The following is a 19,125-nucleotide window of genomic DNA, read 5'->3' on the forward strand; positions in this document are numbered from 1 at the left end:
TGTTATTGTGTTATAGAAACTCACCATAGTAGGCTTGACGGTAAAGCTCAGCTAGCTCGGAAACAAGTGGCATACGCGGATTGTAGTTAGTATATTGATCCTCAAACGCACGCTCCGCCAAATACTCGACCTTTGATTCAAAGGAAGCAACAGGTATACCTGCTTCTTGAAAGCTTTCAGGGATGCTTAAGGTTCGATTGATATGCCGAACGGATGCAATTAGACTGTTTACGCCTTCACTTGTTGAATTAGCAGGTAGACCGGCCATTCTTGCGATTTCGGCGTAGCGTACATCCGCTTGAAAGTGCTTATAGTTCGGAAAATTCTGAAACTTTGTAGGTCTCGATGCATTGTAGCGAATGACATGCGGAAGCAGAATTCCATTGGCGCGACCATGCGGTAGTCCGAACTCAGCGCTGAATTTATGCGATAGGCTATGGCATATGCCGAGAAATGCATTGGAAAAAGCCATGCCTGCTATCGTTGATGCATTATGCATTTTTTCGCGAGCGATGGGATCTCCGGAAGCATAGGACTTTTCAAGGTTTTCCATGACGAGCTGGATTGCCTTTATCGCTAAGCCATCGCTGAAATCATTGGCCATAATGGACACATAAGACTCGATCGCATGGGTTAATACATCTATGCCCGTATCTGCTATAACTGCAGGTGATAGTGTTGCGGTATATTCAGCATCGATGATTGCCACATCAGGTGTGAGCTCATAATCTGCTAATGGGTACTTCGATTGTCCCTTGCTCGTATCGGTTATCGTTGCGAAGGAGGTCACCTCTGAACCGGTTCCAGAAGTGGTCGGGATCGCAACAAGCTTAGCTCTCTTGCCAAGATGCGGGTATTTATAGACGCGATTGCGAATATTCATAAATTTCATCTTAATGGTATTAAAGTTTGTCTCCGGACTTTCATAAAACAGCCACATCGCCTTAGCGGCATCAATAGCCGAGCCGCCACCTAGTGCGATGATGCAATCTGGCTGGAAGGCATTCATACGTGAGGTGCCTTGCATAATGAGATCTATTGTTGGCTCCTGAGCGACTTCAGCGAACACCTCGACTTGAATCGGCTCTGTTCGTTTGCGTAAATAATATTGAACCTTGTCCACGTAGCCAAGCTGCTCCATTTGGTGATCGGTTACAATCATCACTCTGCTGATATCCGGCATCTTGCTCAAATATTGCGTCGAGCCCGCAGCGAAATATAGCTTGGGCGGAATTTTGAACCATTGCATATCGACGTTACGATTCGATATCTTTTTTAGTTGAAGAAGCTCCTTACTGAGCTTGTCACGCATCATCGTACCTTCAATTGACGGTGTGTTCACGATAATCCGACTAGCTCTAAGCTTATCGCTAAATCGACTGCTAACCTCTTCATTGTGACAATGCAGCACGACGGAATGCTTAGCTGTGCCCAGCTGAAGCAGCTGATCAGCAAGCTGAAGCGCATCTTCAACATCCGCTGCTTTATATAGGGAAAGAATCGGGCAAGGCTTTACTGCTGAGAGCGGGATATGTCGTCCTGCTTCCTTCAATGGTGCAATTAGAAGCTTCGTATCGGAAGGTACCTCCAAACCAGCAGCAGCAGCAAGCTCTACCGCTGGCTTGCCAATATAGCTATTGCGAAGAACGCCGTATTCTGTAAATAGATGCTTGTGGATAGCATCACATTGTTTCTCATCAAGCACGTGACAGCCAAGCACAGAAAGCATCCGAACGGCATGTTCATAAAGCTCCTCGTGTATAATCAAAGCTTGCTCTGATGCAAATAGCATACCGTTGTCGAAATTTTTAGATAATATAACGTCTGTAATGGCTTGCTTCAAATCCGCAGATCGATCAATATAGCAAGGGGTATTGCTATACGCTGTGCTAATTGCGGCTTTACCTAGCTGCTTTGCTGTATTGGTGGCGCTATCCTCGCCGTTTGACATAACGAGGGCAACATCAGCATGCGAAATCATCGTCGTTAGCTCGGAGTAAGTAAGATGGTTGAACCACTGCAGACAGTAGGGTGGAGCTCCAGCTAAAATAGCGGCATCATGTACCGTTTGTACGGCCTCAATACTGCTGCGAGCGGCTTCCTTCTGAAAAACAAATACGATCGGATTGCGTGTTTTCACAGCGATCAAGGCTTGCGATAATATCGTTGCAACAGGTGAAATATCTGAAACGACAGATACGATAATACCTGCTGGCTCTGCGATAATTTTATAGCCTTCATAATGATTATTTTCTACTTCACCAACCGTTTTCATATACTTGATGGAGTGGTACAAGCTTTCTGTTGCATGCATATTCATAACAATTTTATCTTCATATATGCCGCGCTTTGTTTCTTCTAATTCTAGCTTGGCAAGCTCCATATGGCGCTGAATACCTGCAAGCGTCATATGCTGCACAATGGAATCAATGCTTGCCTGATCCAGCTGGTTGTAATGCTCAGCTGCAACACGTGCGCGTTCAATAGATGACTTAGTTAGTGAGTCGTCGCTATTAAAATGATGAAGCTTGGATTCCTTTAATGCCATAAATATCACTCCTAACTTCAAAGCACTTTTCAATATACTTTTGAATATATGTCTATTGTAAAGCAGAGCCTCAATGAAGGATGTGCGAAAAATCACAAAGTATAAAATAATAAAATAATCAATAGTTCTGAATACGGTTGGCTGATCAATAGCAAAAAAATGTGCTCACGATTATGATTACAATCGTTTGAGCACATTTTTTTGCTATAGTCTGCATATTTCGTTCGGGCAAGTAGGACATAATGGACAGCCTGCCATATCTTTGAGCGCTTGAATATTTGTCACTACGATATAGCCTGCATGATTGTTTGTAACAATACCGTCCTTTTTCATGCTGGCAAGCAGTCGGTTGACTCCTTCTCTTGTCGTTCCAACGAGCTCTGCAAGCTCATTGTTCGTAAGTTTAATATTGATACGGATATGATGATCTTCAACACGTTCACCAAAGCTATTGCACAGACGAATAAGTGTCGAGGCAAGCGCACCGTTCTTCCCGCCCATTAATAGGTCACGAAGCTTCGATTCGGTTTTACGCTGTAATAAGCCCATCCACATTGCATAGCGATAAGCGAAATCTCCGTGCTTGCACATCAGCATTTCTAGTTGAAGTCGAGGAATAATACCAACCTCGACCTCATCAATTGTCTCAGCTGTATAACGATGAGAAGTATCCCAGGTATCAATATCAGCAATCATATCATCAGGCTGCAGTATGGAAAGCAGAAGATCTTTTCCATCCGAGGTTGATTTTCTAAGCTTAACGCGGCCTTTCAGTATCCAGTATACCGCAATGGCTTCGTCACCCTCCCAGAATATATGAGTATCTGCGGAGTATTTTTTTATATGCATCACAGAAGCAAGCAGATCAAGCTGTTCATCAGTAAAAACGGTGCTTAATGATCCTGGTCTACGATTACTGTCCGGGCGCTTTATTTTTGTTGAATTGTTCTCGTAATATATACTCATCGCAGTATCATCCTTTCTGTTACGGATTGCCATATCTATACTATACGTGTACTTTGTATATTTGAAAATCGGGATAATCCCTACATCGCTGCTAATGCTTTTAAGGATATTCCCTAACATACATTAGGAACTGTCCATTTTATAATTAGGATATTAATCGATTGAACGGTACGATCTCGTCAGAAAGGAGCACAGCGCTATGACTCCAACAACTGTTCACATAGAGAACATATTGCAGCGGCTAACTGAAATAACGTTAAGTGATTTCACAGCGATAGGTACTGCTAATACACATACTAGAAAAATACAATGGCGACCGTATTTCGGAAGCATTAGCAGTCGAACCGTAAAGATTAAACAGCAAATTTATTCTGGCCTGACTGGAGATGCGCTTCGAACAGGAAGGTTTTTGCAGTCCAATGCTGCAAGCAGTCATGCTTCTGATTACAGTGAAGCGATTATGCTGATCGAGAAGTTGAAGCATATCGCTGTATGGCCAATATATCATAAGGGCCAGCAATGCCGAGTGGTCATATTAATCGGTAAACGTGAGCAAGTTTCCTATGAGCCACATCAGATTACTGCGGCGTCAAAGCTTATTGAGGAGCTTGAACAGAACGGCGACTTCCCGATGCTGTGCTTTAACGAAAGTGTGCCCTGTAAATAAATCGAATATTGAACGACAATAAGCCTAGTTTTCGAATCGAACTTCATCCTCGAAGATGATTATAGCTGATTTTCATACGGTGAAACGCTATAATGATAACAGGATTAAAGGTGAAGGGATTGTTTCGATGATTAGGCTTCTTATATGTGATGATCATGCAGTAGTTCGCTCGGGGCTTTCGATGCTGTTACACGGAAAAAATCAGATAGAAGTGGTAGGAGAAGCATCGGAGGGTGATGAGGCAATCGCACTATCTCAGCAAGTGAAGCCACATGTTGTGCTGATGGACTTAAGCATGCCGCATGGTAAAGATGGAATGACAGCGTCAGCTGAATTAAAAAAGCTCATGCCAGAGGTCAATATATTAATATTGACGATGCATGATGACGAGCAGTATTTGTTCCAGGCGATTAAAGCAGGGGCATCAGGATATATTCTAAAAAATGCTCCTCATGAAGAGCTACTTGGCGCGATTCAAGCTGTATCTGCGGGAGAGGCATATCTGTATCCTTCTGCAACGAAGAAGCTGATGAGTCAGTTTATTAATCAGCGTAACGTTATAGCGGAAGACGATGAAATCTATAATATGCTCTCAGAGCGTGAGAAGGAAGTACTGAGCTGGCTTGCAAAGGGATATGCGAATAAGGAAATTGCGCAGCAGCTATTCATAAGTGTTAAGACAGTCGAGGCACATAAAAGTAATTTGATGGAGAAGCTAGGTTTGAAATCACGACCTGAGTTAATCAAATTTGCATTGCAAAAGGGGCTGCTGCATTTTGAAGATGAATAAAGCAATTAATCGTAATCAACGCAATCAATTTGAGCAAATGGATCTCTTTCTTTCTAATTTGGAGAAAAGCATGGAAGATAAACAGCTATTTGAGCTTACGAAGCAGCGTCTCATGCATCTCATTGATGTGCAGTATGCACTTAATGTTAGTTCAATTGTCGCGATTACTGACGTACGAGGGAAGATTACATACGTTAATGATAAATTTGTTGAAATATCAAAATACAGCGAGGAAGAGCTGATAGGGCAGGATCATCGCATTATCAATTCCGGCTATCATCCCAAGCAGTTTTTTAACGAACTATGGCGTACGATTTCATCTGGCAAGGTATGGACAGGTGAGATCAAAAATCGTGCGAAGGATGGCAGCTATTATTGGGTAAATACAACCATCGTGCCGTTTTTAGATGATCATGATCGCCCATATCAATATTTAGCCATTCGTAATGAAGTAACAAGTCTAAAGCAGGCTGAGAAGGACTTGAAGAAGATGATGGTTAAAGTGATGGAGGTTCAAGAAGAAGAACGAAAGCGCATTTCACGAGAGCTTCACGATGGTCTCGGTCAAAGTCTATTCTCCTTTATGATTCAGATCGATCATTTGATTGCGCAGCATAATGAGCTTGAGGCGCTGCAGCAGCTTCGAAACGAAGTATCTGGAATGATGCAGGATGTACGAAGTATGGCTTGGAATCTGCGGCCTTCAGTGTTGGATGATCTCGGTGTCGGACCTGCTATTCGAACGTATATTGAAAACTATACGGACCACTTCGGAATCACCGTTACGTTGGAAGGCTCCTTGAAGCAAAGGCTGAGCTCTGTTAAAGAAACAGTGATCTATCGTGTCATTCAGGAATCTCTGACGAATATCGCGAAGTATGCAGATGTAGATGAGGCACAGATCAATATCGAGGATAAAGGGCATGAAGTCGTTATTACGATTAAGGATCATGGAGCAGGCTTTAAGCGGGGCGAGCTCGAACAAACAGGTGTAGGTCTGTTCAGTATGGAGGAGCGGGCGCAAGGTGTAGGCGGAATATTATCGATTACTTCTGAGCCAGGTCATGGGACTAGTGTAGTTCTTACTATACCAAAGTAAAAACTAAAAGAGAGTGATATAGCGAGACTACTTCGTAGCCCCTTGGCGCAATGAAAAGTAGGTAAAAAGCTTACGGTTAAATAATATAACGTAGGCAATTGAACAAAAGCTATCATCAAAAAGAAAGCAACAGTGATCGAAGCAATTAAGGCACTCTATGGCTAAGCCAGACAGAGTGCCTTTTTGGTGTTCATAATATGAAATAAATATTGACAATTTTAGTTAACTGTACAAATATAAGCTATAATAAGTAAATTTACATAGGATGGTGTAACGTGAAAAGAAAAGCAATAATATTAATTGTTTTAGCTATGTTTTTATTAATGATCGTAAATACAAGTGCATTGGCACATTCAGGGAGGACAGATAGCAATGGAGGCCATAATTGCTCTAACAAATCAATTCAAAAAGGCCTTTGCACTGGTTACCACTATCATAACTCAGGAAAATCCAGTTCAAGCACTAATAGCACTAGTACGAAATCGAAAGCGACAAGTTCAAGCAAAAATAAGTCTACTTCAAAATCCAGCAAAGCAAAGGAAATACAAACCTCTAGCGTTAAATTATCAGTAGATGGATCAATCGTAGCCTTAAGCAATAAGCCGTTGGTAAAAAACAATTCGACGTATTTCCCGATTCGCGAGGTAGCCAATGAGATTGGAGCTTCCATCAGCTTTAATGATAACAAAACTGAAGTAACTTTATCAAAAGAAGATAATAAAGTGACATTTAAGCTATCTAGTAATGATATCATAACGCAAAACAGCACAACCTATGCACCTATTCGTTCTATCGTGGAGCAGCTCGGTGGAAAAGTCTCCTTTGATCAAAAGAAAAATACGATCTTTGTGGAATTTGAGTAAATGATAAATCCTCCGCTTTTAGTGTGGCAATATCAATCTGAAGGCAGGAGGATTCATTTAAAATGAATAAGTGAAAAAATTCACGTAATATGTGATAAAAATCACATTCGCTGAACAGCGAGCATTGTATACTTAAGCCATAAAGAACACAGGGAGTGATTCAAATGTTAAAGTTTTGGAGAGACAATAAATACGCAGCAATCATTGTAGCGGTAGTTCGGATCGTACTTGGATATAAGTGGATAACGAGCGCATGGGGAAAGGTGACTACGGGAGGGTTTGATGCTACAGGATATTTAACAAATGCGATTAACAATCCTGTTGCTAAAGGCGATGAAGTACTCTATCCAGTCTACAATGCATTCATTGAGCACATTGCGCTACCGATGGTAGATGTCATTAACGTCATTATCCCTTGGGGCGAGCTGTTAGTCGGAATTGGACTAATAACCGGTATACTCACATTACCAGCTGTATTCTTCGGATTACTAATGAACTTTATGTTCCTGTTCGCTGGAACGATCAGCACGAACCCACTGATGGTGCTGCTTGGCTTTATCATCATGCTGGCTGCAGGCAACGCGGGTAAATTCGGAGGAGACTACTTTGTAACACCTTGGCTTAAAGAAAAAGTAGGCAACAAAATTGCTGCTAGGTTCAAAAAAGCATAGCTAAACTGAACGCATGGAATAGAAAGTGAAAAAGTTCACAAATTAAGTGAAAAAGTTCACAACTTATGTGATAAAAATCACAAAGTATCAGTTATAATCAAAATATAATTAAGTTATAAAAAACAGGGAGTGATTCAAATGTTAAAATTTTGGAGAGAAAATAAATACGCAGCAATCATTGTAGCCGTTGTTAGAATTATACTGGGATATCAATGGATCAAAGGTGGATGGGGTAAAGTAACTGGAGGAGGCTTTGATGCTACAGGCTTTATGACCAATGCCATTAATAATCCAGTTGCAAAAGGCGATGAAGTGCTTTATCCGCTATACAATGGTTTCATCGAAAATGTCGCTTTACCAATGGTAGATGTCATTAACGTAATTGTTCCTTGGGGCGAGCTGCTAGTCGGAATTGGATTAATTACAGGTATTCTTACTTTACCAGCTGCCTTCTTCGGACTATTAATGAACTTCATGTTTATGTTCGCTGGAACAGTAAGCACGAACCCGCTATTAGTACTACTTGGCTTCATCGTTATGCTGGCAGCAGGCAATGCAGGTAGATTCGGTGGAGACTACTTCGTAGCACCTTGGCTTAAAAAGAATATCGGTGCAAAGCTAACAAAAAGAGACAAAACAAAAACGGATGCTGCTGAATTAAAAACAGCGTAATGTATATAATGATTATGTTGAATATATGTAAGCTAAGCAGCTCTGGCACCAATGCTCGAGCTGCTTTTTTTACAGATAAGGTATGGAAACTGAGCTTGAAAAACGGTAAGCTGTTATTAAATAATGGAAAGGGGCTATTGTACATATGGCACTTAGAGAATGTATCTTTCACTTCAAATTTATCGATGGTCCTGAGACGAAAATGCTTCGTGCTCTTATCTTTTTACCGGACGATCGTCAGCCAAGTATTAAAGACTTTATCGCTGCTTTTGCTCAGCTTGGCTATAATGTTCAGTTAATCGATGAACGGGATTTGATCTTCGCACCAACGAACAGTAAAGAAACCTATAAGCTAGATATTACAAAGATCGAGATGAAGGGTGGCGACGAGCTGCCACAGCATGACGGCGAGCTTCGTTCTATTATTGAGCATTTGCGCGGGGGCAAGTGGTAGAAGGCAATAGTTACTTTAACAAAGCATCTAGTCTGTTGACTAGATGCTTCTTTCTGTTGATTTCGAATAAATATCATCCTATTTCTAAAACATTCTCTATCTCGCACCCACATAAGCCATGATATAGTATTAGGATAGACTGAATGGAGGTATAGCATCATGTATCATTCGCTCCTGAAACGGTATCGAAAAACAACATTTAAATATAGAACCGTAACGATCATTATGCTCAGTGTTATTATACCGTTTACATGTTTAAGCCTCGCATCCTTTATTACGATAAACTCAATATTATCAAATAAAGTAGAAGGATCCATACAAAGTAATTTAAGACAAGAAATATTGAATCTTGAAAATAATTTGAATAACTTGAATCATATCTCGCAGCAAATGGCTTTTGGAGTGAATAACAATAAGCTATTAGAGCTACTGCACGTAGAAGAAGACCCATTCACGAGATCTCGCTATCGAAACGACTTAAAGAGTGACCTGAATGTATTAACGTTCTCTAATCCAAATGTTGGGTTAACCTTTTATTACTTTATGGATCGTTCGATGGTCGATTTTGAAAATTTCTCGGTCAGAGAAGACTTTAGTGTTGAAGCACTTCCACTAATGGAAAGCTATCCCGAGATCACATACTATGGTCCGCATCGAAGCTATAACCGATCCAATAATCATCTAGTGTTCAGTACCATGCGTAAGGTAAATGTCACGCATGAGGACGTATATGTGTACATAGAAACCGGATTTAATACAACAACTGCATTATTCGAGCCAGAAGATGAGATCAAGAAGTCGCGGCAAATGCTTATTCTAAACAATGAGGGAAAAATCACCTATAGCCAGAATGAAGAGATTTTTCCCGTGAATAGCAGCTTTCCCTTTATTAATGAAGAGACGAGCTCAGGAAAATTCGACAGATACATATGGCATCGTGAAGTAAGTAATCAAGGCTGGAGTATTGTGTCCATCTTCCCTAAAAACGAATTTAATCAAGAAAAAAACCAGTGGTTCATGCAGCTTATTATTCTTATTTTCGTGTTTGGCATTGCAGCAATCATTATCGGTACACTACTATCAAGAATGGTGTACAGACCACTTGAAAAATTCAACACGGAATTGAAATCTCTAGTTAATTCTAATGTAAAAGATAATACTGATATGATTCACATACCTGAATTCGATTACTTGCTATTCAAAACGAGAGAAATGAAGAAAAAAATATGGGAGCTTTACGGTGAAATCGAAGTAAAGGAGAAAAGAAGAGCTGATCTGGAAGTGGAGAAGCTGCTTTATCAAATTAATCCACACTTCCTTATGAATACACTCGATACTGTTCATTGGATTGCAATGATGAATGGGCAAAAGGAAATAGACAAGCTTGTCCTTTCGCTTAATAAGCTGCTACAGTACAATTTGGGCAAGATGGGTGATGCAACAACGATTGGCGGGGAAATCGAAGCTTTAAAGGAATATATGCAGCTGCAACGCATTCGCTATAATTTTCAGTTCGACGTTGATATTGATGTAGATGAGGATGCGATGTCACTTACAATTCCTCGATTTATACTGCAGCCGGTAGTAGAAAACGCTCTCTATCATGGGGTAAGTGATGATGGCTATATACATGTAAATATTTCGCTAGATAAGAGATTAGATATAACGATTCAAGACAATGGTACAGGCATGTCACAGGAACAAATGAATAAGCTGCTCCATCAAGATACTGCAGATAGCAAGAAGGTTGGAATGGGTATCGGGATGAAATATGTGATTCGAATATTAGAAGCGAATTACGGGCAAGAAGCAACGTTCCACATTAAAAGTGATGTGGGCAAAGGAACAATCGTTAAAATGAGTCTGCCAGTCAGTCGAGGAGAACGATAACTATGATATCTGTATTAATTGTAGATGATGAAAAAATCGTTAGAAAGGGTCTCGCTAGCTTTATGCCATGGGAAGAGTTTGGCATGAAGGTCATTGGCGAGGCCAATAACGGTGAGAATGCACTTAAATTTTTGGAATCCAATACGGTAGACCTTATGTTTACAGATCTTGCAATGCCAGTAATGTCTGGCATTGAGCTAATGAGGATCATTACGACAACATATCCTCATATACAGATTGTCGTACTGACGCTGCATCAAGATTTTGATTATATTCAGGAAGCATTGCGCTTAGGGGCTATTGATTATATCGCAAAAACAGAGCTAGAAAAGGAGCAATTCGAGGATATATTAAGTCGAATAGCCTCATTGCTTGATATGAAGAAGATACGACAGCTTTCACAGCCGTCAATGGAAGATCAAGTGGCTTCAAGCATTTATGTAGCGTATCCGTTACACCCAAGCATTGAACTGGGTCAGGATGTACCAGGAGGGGCTGATGGGGGAGTAGAGGTTGAGGCAGGCGTATGGTATTGGAGCTATTGTCCTGAACCTATAATAGAGTCGTTCGCATACTTTTGCATTGAAGGAATCCACGGCATGGAGCGTAAAGAGCTGCTTAGACTGATTCGCAATTATAATCGTAACGGTCTTTTTTACGATTATAATCCTGATGTTCCTTTGCAAACGATTTCAATAGAGGATTTGCATGAACGACTAGATTATGAAGTCGAAGTCGATATATCTGCTATTAAGCAAAGCTGGCTCGAATCAGACTGGATATTCGATGATAAGCTGTTCGAGAAGCGAATAGCAGAGCTTAGTGCGATTCAATTGCCTGCCATTCGCTTAATGCGATTATTTTTCTCTCTTACTGATGAATGGAACCGAATGTATAACAACGTATTGGATGAAGAGCTCGTCATGGAGGATCATTTCCTTACGTTTGTCCAATTCTCCCATTGGCTAAAGCTTACTAGACAGCAGCTTAGAGATTCTAGCGAGAAGCCACAATTCTCAATAGAAATACAAAGCAGCATTACAAGGGCAAAAACTTTAGCTCTGCAAAACTATAAAAACGCAGTGACCGCTGCAGAGATGGCTAAGCATGTCAATATGAGCTTGAGCTACTTTAGTCAGTGCTTTAAGCAAATTGTCGGCAAAACCTATACCGATTATATTAGAGATGTACGAATGGAGCATGCCAAAAACTATTTAGTGCATACGAGCAAAACGATACAATGGATTGCTGAGGAAGTTGGCTATAACGATGAGAAATATTTTAGTCGATTATTTAAGGAATTTGTAGGTGTATTGCCTAGTGATTATAGACTAGGTCATCGACCTGATCGATTGCGTAAAAAATGATTAAGGAGGAGCATGTTCGAAAATAGGGTAGACGATTTTCGTACATGCTCCTTTCTTACATAACATTATCCCCCTATTTAACACGTTTTCTCTAACGCAAAATAGGGCTTTGAGACATTAGAATAAAACATGTAAACAAACAAGCACAAGAAAAAAACTAGGGGGAATTGTAATGAAAAAAGGCTTGAAAATTGTCGCATTGAGCCTGGTCGCAGCTTTGAGTGTTACTGCATGTTCAGGTAATACGAACAATGGTGCTAGCAATGGTAACACTAGTCAAAAAGAAAGCGGAAGCGGGCAGACGGCTGTATCTACGGATACATTTGCTAAGTATGAGGAGCCTGTTGTTGTATCGATTGGTAGATCCATCGATCCATCTTATACCTATGAAGGTAATGATACAGCAGAGAACAACTTGTATACACGTTGGTTATTAGATGCATACAACATCGAGATTAAACATGAATGGGAAGCAGCAAGCTCAGACTACGGTCAAAAGGTTAGCTTAGCAATAGGAAGTAATGATTTGCCAGATGCAATGATCGTAGATGAATCACAGCTTAGACAAATGGTGAAGGCAGATCAGCTAGCGGACTTAACAGAAGTGTACGAGCAGTACGGTTCAGAGCGTTTGAAGCAGATCTATGATTCCAATGAAGGTCTTTTAGAGGGTGTAACCTTTGATGGGAAGCTGTACGCATTACCTGAAACAACACTTCCGTCGGCACCACTAACATGGATTCGTAAGGACTGGCTAGATGAGCTTAGTCTGAATGAACCGAAAACGATTGCAGATCTAGAGGAAGTTGCTAAAGCATTTATAGATAATAAAATGGGCGGGGACAACACGATTGGTGTTGTAGGTACGCAGCAGGGCGGCTCATTGTACTCAACCTTCCTATCTTCTAGTGATCATTTCTTAAACTTCTCTTCTGTATTTTTCGCTAAAGATGCATATCCTGGCATTTGGGTAAAAGATGATGAAGGCAAAGCAGTGTATGGTTCTACAACAGAGGAAACGAAGGAAGCTTTAGCTGTATTAAGAGATTGGTATGCAAGTGGCGTACTGGACAAAGAAGTTGGGATTAGAAAAAGTACACAGGAAGTAATCGCAAGTGGACAAACAGGTATTTTCTTTGGTCCATGGTGGTCAGCTTATAATATCATGGATTCAATCAAGAACGACGACAAAGCGAACTGGAGACCTTATGCTATCCCTGTAAATGAGGAAGGCAAGTTTAATTCCAATCAAGCAACAGGCAGCAGCTTTATTGTTGTAAAGAAATCATATAAAAACCCTGAGGCAGTCATCAAGCTTCTTAATATCCATGTAAATGAGAAGGAAGAAAGCTATAAAACGGCTGTTGGTAAAGAGCTTACTTCTCAGGAAATTCCATTATTCCTTATTATGGGACACGGAGATCAGCTTAATTATGCTGTAAACACAACACAGAAGGTGCTTAGAGACGAGATTACGCTTGAAGAGGTAGATAAGCTGAACTATGGCTTCACATATGAAATCGCATCACACGTAAAAAATGTTAAGCTTGAGCCATTTGACAACTTCGATATTCAGTACTGGGATCAAGAATCTGATCCGGACTATTTCTCTCATCTTTATGCGCATTTGAACGGGGGCTCGACCTTCGTTAATGCAGATATCAATTGGGTAAAAAGTCTTGTAACGTCTCAAACTAAGACGATGCAAACAAGATGGTCGAATCTGAAAAAGCTTGAGGATGAAACATTCCTTAAAATCATTATGGGCAGTGCACCGATCGAAGAATTCGATACCTTTGTAGAAAAATGGTATCAGCAGGGCGGAGATCAAATTACACAAGAAGTTAACGATTTACAGTAAAGTGAAGAATAATGTTAGACGAGCGCAATGTCGCTCGTCTAGCATTATCCATTAAGGAGAAATAGATATGCAGAATCGTAGTGCTTACAAACATTACTACTTAATGCTCCTGCCAGGTTTATTGTGGCTATGCTTTTTTAATTTACTACCGATGTATGGCATTGTCATGGCCTTCAAAGATTTTAATCCCGGACTCGGAATATTTCGTTCAGACTGGATAGGCTTTGAGCATTTCAAATATATGTTCGAGCTTGATGACAGTAAGCAGGTGTTTAAAAATACGATTATTATCGCAGTAATGAAGATGATTGGTAACCTCATCGTACCGATGCTTTTTGCACTAATGCTCAATGAAGTGAAAAATCGTTTATTTACACGCTCGGTACAAACGATTGTATATTTACCGCATTTCTTATCCTGGGTCATTATTGCCGGAATCCTGCTTGATATTTTCTCTTACACAGGACCAGTCAATCAACTACTCCAAACTTGGTTTGGAAAGGACCCGATTTTATTTTTTGCTAATGCAGAGCTTTTCCCATGGTTAGTCGTAATCAGTGATGTATGGAAGGAATTTGGCTTCGGAGCCATAATCTATTTTGCGGCCCTTACATCGATAAATCCTGAAATGTACGAAGCAGCTGCTATTGATGGGGCATCCCAATGGAAACGATTAACAAGCATTACGTTACCTAGTATCTTACCTGTTGCGATATTGCTAGGTACATTAAGTCTTGGAAATATTCTAAATGCTGGCTTCGATCAAATATTCAACCTATATAACCCATCGGTATATTCTACCGGAGATATTATTGATACGTGGGTTTATCGTGCTGGATTGATAGATATGCAATACGGTTTAGCGACCGCAGTAGGCTTGCTTAAATCAGTGGTCGGCCTTATCTTAATATCGATCTCATACACACTAGCATATCGTTTTGCGAACTATAGAATCTTTTAGCAGAGGATGAACGAAGATGATAGAAGAACGCTCTCTTATATCCAAGTTTTACAATGGATTTAATGTGATTTTAATTATTGCGATCACATTATTATGTATTCTGCCAGTTTGGTATACATTGGTGGTCTCTCTGAGCGATCGAGCAGCTGTAGCAGCAGGGAATGTATTTCTGTTTCCAAAAGGATTTACGTTTTCTTCCTATGAAACAATTATTAGCGATAGCCAGTTTCTACGATCGTTTTTAATTTCTGTTCAGCGCGTGATCTATGGAACGATCATCACCTTTATCGTCGTATTGCTTATGGCATATCCTCTCTCGAAAACAAGTAAAGAATTCAAGCATCGTAATATTATTATGTGGTTGCTTATCTTCTGTATGTTGTTTAATGGCGGAATTGTACCTTGGTTTATGACGATGAAGTCGCTAGGACTGATTAACTCCATATGGGGATTAGTTCTTGGTGGTGGCTTACCTGTATTTAATGTCATCTTGGTTATGAATTTCTTCCGGAACCTACCCAAGGAAATGGAGGAATCGGCATTAATCGATGGAGCGGGTCCATGGCGTATTCTTTTCGGAATATTTTTACCGTTATCAACACCAGTTATCGCAACGATATTAGTGTTCACGATTGTCGGTCATTGGAATGAGTTTTTCCAAGCACTTATGATCATGACGAAAAATGAAAACTATCCACTGCAATCCTACATTAGACAGGTTACCGTAACACTGGATCCTTCAAAGGTAGATGCTGAAACGGCGAAACGGTTAACGAGCCTATCTAATCAGACATTAAATGCAGCTAAAATCTTTATCTCTATGCTGCCACTGCTAGTTATTTATCCATTTTTTCAAAAGTATTTTGTTAAGGGGATTACGCTTGGTTCAGTAAAAGGATAATAAGTTGAAGGAGAATCATGATGAAAACAAGTGAAAATATACACCCAGATAAACAGCAAGGGCTGGATATCGAAGAGAAGCTATGGACACCTGGAGCTATAACTGCTGCAAAAGCATTAGAGGAAGGTGGCTATCTGTTTGAAACAGAGAGGGCAGCCATTCTGCTGCAGCCTGTAACAGAGCAGATCATTCGCGTAAAGCTAATGACTGACCAAGAGTTAAGCTATAAAACTACGATTGCAGTACAGCAAGATGTGTTTTGCAGCGTAGAAGGCGAATTAGTAGAAACGGAGGAGGCTTATCACGTAAAGCTTCCAGCTGCAAGTGCTGTAATTCATAAGCACAATGCTTGCATCGATCTATATAATCAAGATGGTGAGCTCGTATCTAGCGATGTAGGGCTATATTCTTCGGCAAGAGGCAAATATGGCTGCAGAAAACAGAACGAGAAGGATTCGCATATTTACGGTTTAGGAGAGAAAACAAGCTTTTTGGATAAAGCAGGAGAGAAATATGATATGTGGAATTCAGATGTTTTTGATCCACATGTCCCTGAAATCGAATGCTTGTATGTATCTATTCCTTTTTTCATTCATTTTAACTATGATAAAGCGCCATATGGTATTTTCCTTGATAATCCAGGGAGAACGTCCTTTGACTTTAGATCATCGGAAGAATCCTATAGCTTTGAGGTGCAATCAGGAGAACTAGATTATTATTTCATTCTTGGTAATACGGTAAAGGACATCGTTTCCCGCTATAGCTCACTGACTGGACGTATGGATCTGCCACCAGCTTGGGCGATCGGTTATCATCAATCAAGATACAGCTATATGAGTCAGGATGAGGTAATCGCACTAGCTCATACCTTTAAGGAAAAGCAAATACCTGTTGATGCGATTCATTTAGATATTCATTATATGGATGAATACAGAGTATTTACATTTGATCCGATCCGTTTTCCACATCCGCGTAAGATGATTGAGGAATTAAACGAATTAGGTATTCGTATTGTAACAATTGTTGATCCGGGAGTTAAAAAGGACCCTGATTATAAACAATATCAAGCTGGGATATTGAATGATTATTTCTGTAAAAAGCTTGAAGGCGATCTGTTTTTTGGAGATGTATGGCCTGGAACAAGCGCATTTCCGGATTTTACAGAAGAAGAGATTCGTCAATGGTGGGGAGAGCAGCATCAATATTATACAGAGCTTGGAATCCACGGCATATGGAATGATATGAATGAACCAGCTGTGTTTAATACAACGAAAACGATGGATCTTGATGTTGTCCATCGTAATGACGGTGATCCTAAAACACATGGGGAATTGCATAATTTGTACGGCATGCTTATGTCCATGGCAACTCAGCAAGGATTGAAGCAACAGCTGTCTGGCAGCCGACCATTTGTACTGACTCGTGCGGGCTACGCGGGAGTTCAAAAATATGCGGCCACTTGGACGGGAGATAATCGCAGCTTCTGGGAGCATCTAGCAATGTCTATTCCGATGGTTCTTAATCTAGGCTTATCCGGACAACCGTTCGCAGGACCAGATATTGGTGGATTTGCTCATCATGCATCACCAGAGCTGCTAGCACGCTGGACGCAAGCTGGTGTATTCTTCCCTTATTGCCGTAATCATAGCGTAATTGATTCGATTCGCCAGGAGCCATGGGCATTCGGTGAGGAGATTGAAGCGATCTGCCAAAGCTACATACGAATGCGATATCAGTTTTTACCATATATCTACACAAAATTCTATGAGGCGCATAAAACGGGTCTACCGATCATGAGACCATTGCTCCTAGAGTATGCTGACGATCGCAACGTATATAATCTATGTGATCAATTTTTAGTAGGCACAGATTTGCTTGTTGCTCCTATCTTACGACCAAGCACAACAGCTCGTGCCGTATATCTTCCGGAAGGAGAATGGGTCGATTATTGGAGTGGTGAGCGCTATGAGGGCGGAAAAAATATATTAGCAGATGCGCCGCTTGATCGACTTCCACTATATATTAGAGCAGGTGCGGTCGTTCCAAATTTGATCAGCGATGCTTGGAAGCCGCAATTGAACGAAGAAGCAGCAATTAAACATATCGTATATGCCGCAACAAAAGGCAGTCAGATAAAAAGTCAATGGTATGAGGATGACGCGAATACGTATGACTATGAACAGGGGAGCTATAACCTGCTGCAATTTTCAACGAGCTTTGAACAAAAGTCGATGAGTATCGATGTATCGTATGTGGCGAAGAACTTAACGAAGCAGCGTGAATCCATTAAAGTTGAAATCAAGGAGCTGCTCTTCACCCCAAGTCAGGTTATGGTGTACGAACATGATGTAGCTGGAAAGTGTGAATGCAGCTATAATGCCGAGACTCGCTCGATAGAGCTCGTGTTACCCAATCATTTTGATCATGCACGTATCACTATTTCATAGAAATTAACTATAATTAAAAGCCCTTCAATACGGCCAGCTGCGGATCATCGCAGCTGGCTGTTTTGCATTGAACGAATAGCATTCATCAATTATTGACGGTGTATGTTATATGATGAGTAATGCATGTTAAAATAAAGCGTAGTTCAGGTTGAACTATGTTTTTTCTTTTTACTGTGAATTGGATAGATAAGGGTGATGATTAATGAGTATAAACCGGATATTCATCGTAGAGGATGATGTGAAGATCGCTCAGCTGTTGAAAGTGAAGCTTGAGCAATATTCCTATCATGTTACACTTGCAAGTAATTTTCGGAACATTAGTGAAGAAATTGAGCAGGCTGATCCTCACTTAATGCTGCTGGATATTAATTTGCCCTATTATGACGGATACTATTGGTGTAGGCAGGTAAGGAAAACATCGAATTTGCCAATCATATTTATCTCTGCACGAGAGGGCGAGATGGACCAAGTCATGGCCATCGAAAATGGCGGAGATGATTACATAACGAAGCCTGTACAATTGGAGCTGCTTGTTGCCAAAGTCCGTGGTCAGCTTAGACGCGCATATGGCGAGTATGCTATGCCTTCTGTGCAAGAGACTGGAACAGCCGAGCGAACAGAGGGATCAAGCGGTGAGCAAGGTCAAGAGCAGGATCACGGTAAGCTTGAGGTTAATGGTCTTGTACTATGGCTTAATCGCAACGAGCTTCATTATGAAGAGCAACGCATTGACCTTACACGTAATGAGCTGCTGTTAATGGAGATGCTGCTTATTCAATGTGGCGAGGTCGTTGCACGTGATAAGCTGCTGGAGGCGCTGTGGGATGATGTGCAATTTGTAGATGATAATACGTTAACCGTAAACATGACAAGGCTCAGAAAAAAGCTAAGTGAGCTCGGTTTGCCCAGTGCAATCGAAACGATACGTGGCCAAGGCTATAAGCTAAAGCTAAGTGAAGGAGAATAGG

Annotated in this window: 16 protein-coding genes; 14 read left to right on the top strand and 2 right to left on the bottom strand. The window is 40.8% G+C overall.

What is annotated here, in order from left to right; all coding sequences use genetic code 11:
• Nucleotides 1-10 precede the first annotated feature (10 nt).
• Together M3180_RS13735 and M3180_RS13740 are read right to left on the bottom strand one after the other, a co-directional pair.
• Nucleotides 11-2,548, bottom strand: coding sequence for an iron-containing alcohol dehydrogenase (locus tag M3180_RS13735; RefSeq protein ID WP_251668436.1), 2,538 nt, complete (start codon nucleotides 2,546-2,548; stop codon nucleotides 11-13).
• 204 nt (nucleotides 2,549-2,752) lie between these two features.
• Complete coding sequence (locus M3180_RS13740) at nucleotides 2,753-3,514, bottom strand: Crp/Fnr family transcriptional regulator (RefSeq protein WP_251668437.1); 762 nt, start codon at nucleotides 3,512-3,514, stop codon at nucleotides 2,753-2,755.
• A gap of 199 nt (nucleotides 3,515-3,713) precedes the next feature.
• On the opposite strand from M3180_RS13740, the gene M3180_RS13745 reads away from it, so the two are divergent.
• The 14 genes from M3180_RS13745 to M3180_RS13810 all read left to right on the top strand — a co-directional run bounded on the left by M3180_RS13745 (nucleotide 3,714) and on the right by M3180_RS13810 (nucleotide 19,124).
• A complete protein-coding gene (locus tag M3180_RS13745) occupies nucleotides 3,714-4,181 on the top strand; it encodes a GAF domain-containing protein (RefSeq protein WP_251668439.1) in 468 nt (155 codons plus the stop codon).
• A gap of 127 nt (nucleotides 4,182-4,308) precedes the next feature.
• Nucleotides 4,309-4,971, top strand: coding sequence for a response regulator (locus M3180_RS13750; RefSeq protein WP_251668441.1), 663 nt, complete (start codon nucleotides 4,309-4,311; stop codon nucleotides 4,969-4,971).
• Nucleotides 4,964-6,070, top strand: a complete 1,107-nt coding sequence (locus M3180_RS13755) for a PAS domain-containing sensor histidine kinase (protein ID WP_432806943.1) — start codon at nucleotides 4,964-4,966, stop codon at nucleotides 6,068-6,070. Before M3180_RS13750 ends, M3180_RS13755 begins: the two co-directional genes overlap by 8 nt.
• Before the next feature lie 275 nt (nucleotides 6,071-6,345).
• Nucleotides 6,346-6,933, top strand: coding sequence for a copper amine oxidase N-terminal domain-containing protein (locus M3180_RS13760; protein WP_251668443.1), 588 nt, complete (start codon nucleotides 6,346-6,348; stop codon nucleotides 6,931-6,933).
• Between the two features lie 164 nt (nucleotides 6,934-7,097).
• The gene (locus tag M3180_RS13765) at nucleotides 7,098-7,604 is read left to right on the top strand and encodes a DoxX family protein (RefSeq protein ID WP_251668445.1); all 507 of its coding nucleotides are present in this window, start codon (nucleotides 7,098-7,100) and stop codon (nucleotides 7,602-7,604) included.
• Nucleotides 7,605-7,742: 138 nt separating this feature from the next.
• Nucleotides 7,743-8,276 carry a DoxX family membrane protein gene (locus M3180_RS13770; RefSeq protein WP_251668447.1) on the top strand — a complete coding sequence of 178 codons (534 nt, stop codon included), beginning with the start codon at nucleotides 7,743-7,745 and terminating at the stop codon, nucleotides 8,274-8,276.
• A 145-nt stretch (nucleotides 8,277-8,421) separates the two neighbouring features.
• Nucleotides 8,422-8,730 (top strand): hypothetical protein, encoded by a 309-nt coding sequence (locus tag M3180_RS13775; protein WP_251668449.1) that lies wholly within the window; start codon nucleotides 8,422-8,424, stop codon nucleotides 8,728-8,730.
• 159 nt (nucleotides 8,731-8,889) lie between these two features.
• On the top strand, nucleotides 8,890-10,620 hold the full coding sequence (locus M3180_RS13780) for a sensor histidine kinase (RefSeq protein ID WP_251668451.1): 1,731 nt from the start codon (nucleotides 8,890-8,892) through the stop codon (nucleotides 10,618-10,620).
• A 2-nt stretch (nucleotides 10,621-10,622) separates the two neighbouring features.
• The gene (locus tag M3180_RS13785; RefSeq protein WP_251668452.1) at nucleotides 10,623-11,987 is read left to right on the top strand and encodes a response regulator transcription factor; all 1,365 of its coding nucleotides are present in this window, start codon (nucleotides 10,623-10,625) and stop codon (nucleotides 11,985-11,987) included.
• A gap of 172 nt (nucleotides 11,988-12,159) precedes the next feature.
• Entirely contained in the window at nucleotides 12,160-13,848 is a 1,689-nt protein-coding gene (locus M3180_RS13790; RefSeq protein ID WP_251668459.1) for a type 2 periplasmic-binding domain-containing protein, read from the top strand.
• 67 nt (nucleotides 13,849-13,915) lie between these two features.
• Nucleotides 13,916-14,809 carry an ABC transporter permease gene (locus M3180_RS13795; RefSeq protein ID WP_251668461.1) on the top strand — a complete coding sequence of 298 codons (894 nt, stop codon included), beginning with the start codon at nucleotides 13,916-13,918 and terminating at the stop codon, nucleotides 14,807-14,809.
• A 16-nt stretch (nucleotides 14,810-14,825) separates the two neighbouring features.
• Nucleotides 14,826-15,710 carry a carbohydrate ABC transporter permease gene (locus tag M3180_RS13800; RefSeq protein WP_251668463.1) on the top strand — a complete coding sequence of 295 codons (885 nt, stop codon included), beginning with the start codon at nucleotides 14,826-14,828 and terminating at the stop codon, nucleotides 15,708-15,710.
• A gap of 17 nt (nucleotides 15,711-15,727) precedes the next feature.
• Complete coding sequence (locus M3180_RS13805) at nucleotides 15,728-18,157, top strand: glycoside hydrolase family 31 protein (RefSeq protein WP_251668464.1); 2,430 nt, start codon at nucleotides 15,728-15,730, stop codon at nucleotides 18,155-18,157.
• 208 nt (nucleotides 18,158-18,365) lie between these two features.
• Nucleotides 18,366-19,124: a response regulator transcription factor gene (locus M3180_RS13810; protein ID WP_251668713.1), complete on the top strand. Its 759-nt coding sequence runs from the start codon at nucleotides 18,366-18,368 to the stop codon at nucleotides 19,122-19,124.
• Nucleotide 19,125: the final 1 nt, after the last annotated feature.

Source organism: Paenibacillus camelliae, assembly GCF_023715345.1.
Lineage (GTDB): Bacteria > Bacillota > Bacilli > Paenibacillales > Paenibacillaceae > Pristimantibacillus > Pristimantibacillus camelliae.

Bases quoted from the DNA above. Each gene is read 5' to 3' on its own strand.
- M3180_RS13775 (WP_251668449.1), top strand. From the start codon at position 8,422: ATGGCACTTAGAGAATGTATCTTTCACTTCAAATTTATCGATGGTCCT.
- M3180_RS13770 (WP_251668447.1), top strand. From the start codon at position 7,743: ATGTTAAAATTTTGGAGAGAAAATAAATACGCAGCAATCATTGTAGCC.
- M3180_RS13785 (WP_251668452.1), top strand. From the start codon at position 10,623: ATGATATCTGTATTAATTGTAGATGATGAAAAAATCGTTAGAAAGGGT.
- M3180_RS13780 (WP_251668451.1), top strand. From the start codon at position 8,890: ATGTATCATTCGCTCCTGAAACGGTATCGAAAAACAACATTTAAATAT.
- M3180_RS13800 (WP_251668463.1), top strand. From the start codon at position 14,826: ATGATAGAAGAACGCTCTCTTATATCCAAGTTTTACAATGGATTTAAT.
- M3180_RS13735 (WP_251668436.1), bottom strand. From the start codon at position 2,548: ATGGCATTAAAGGAATCCAAGCTTCATCATTTTAATAGCGACGACTCA.
- M3180_RS13750 (WP_251668441.1), top strand. From the start codon at position 4,309: ATGATTAGGCTTCTTATATGTGATGATCATGCAGTAGTTCGCTCGGGG.
- M3180_RS13790 (WP_251668459.1), top strand. From the start codon at position 12,160: ATGAAAAAAGGCTTGAAAATTGTCGCATTGAGCCTGGTCGCAGCTTTG.
- M3180_RS13795 (WP_251668461.1), top strand. From the start codon at position 13,916: ATGCAGAATCGTAGTGCTTACAAACATTACTACTTAATGCTCCTGCCA.
- M3180_RS13805 (WP_251668464.1), top strand. From the start codon at position 15,728: ATGATGAAAACAAGTGAAAATATACACCCAGATAAACAGCAAGGGCTG.
- M3180_RS13765 (WP_251668445.1), top strand. From the start codon at position 7,098: ATGTTAAAGTTTTGGAGAGACAATAAATACGCAGCAATCATTGTAGCG.
- M3180_RS13745 (WP_251668439.1), top strand. From the start codon at position 3,714: ATGACTCCAACAACTGTTCACATAGAGAACATATTGCAGCGGCTAACT.
- M3180_RS13740 (WP_251668437.1), bottom strand. From the start codon at position 3,514: ATGAGTATATATTACGAGAACAATTCAACAAAAATAAAGCGCCCGGAC.
- M3180_RS13755 (WP_432806943.1), top strand. From the start codon at position 4,964: ATGAATAAAGCAATTAATCGTAATCAACGCAATCAATTTGAGCAAATG.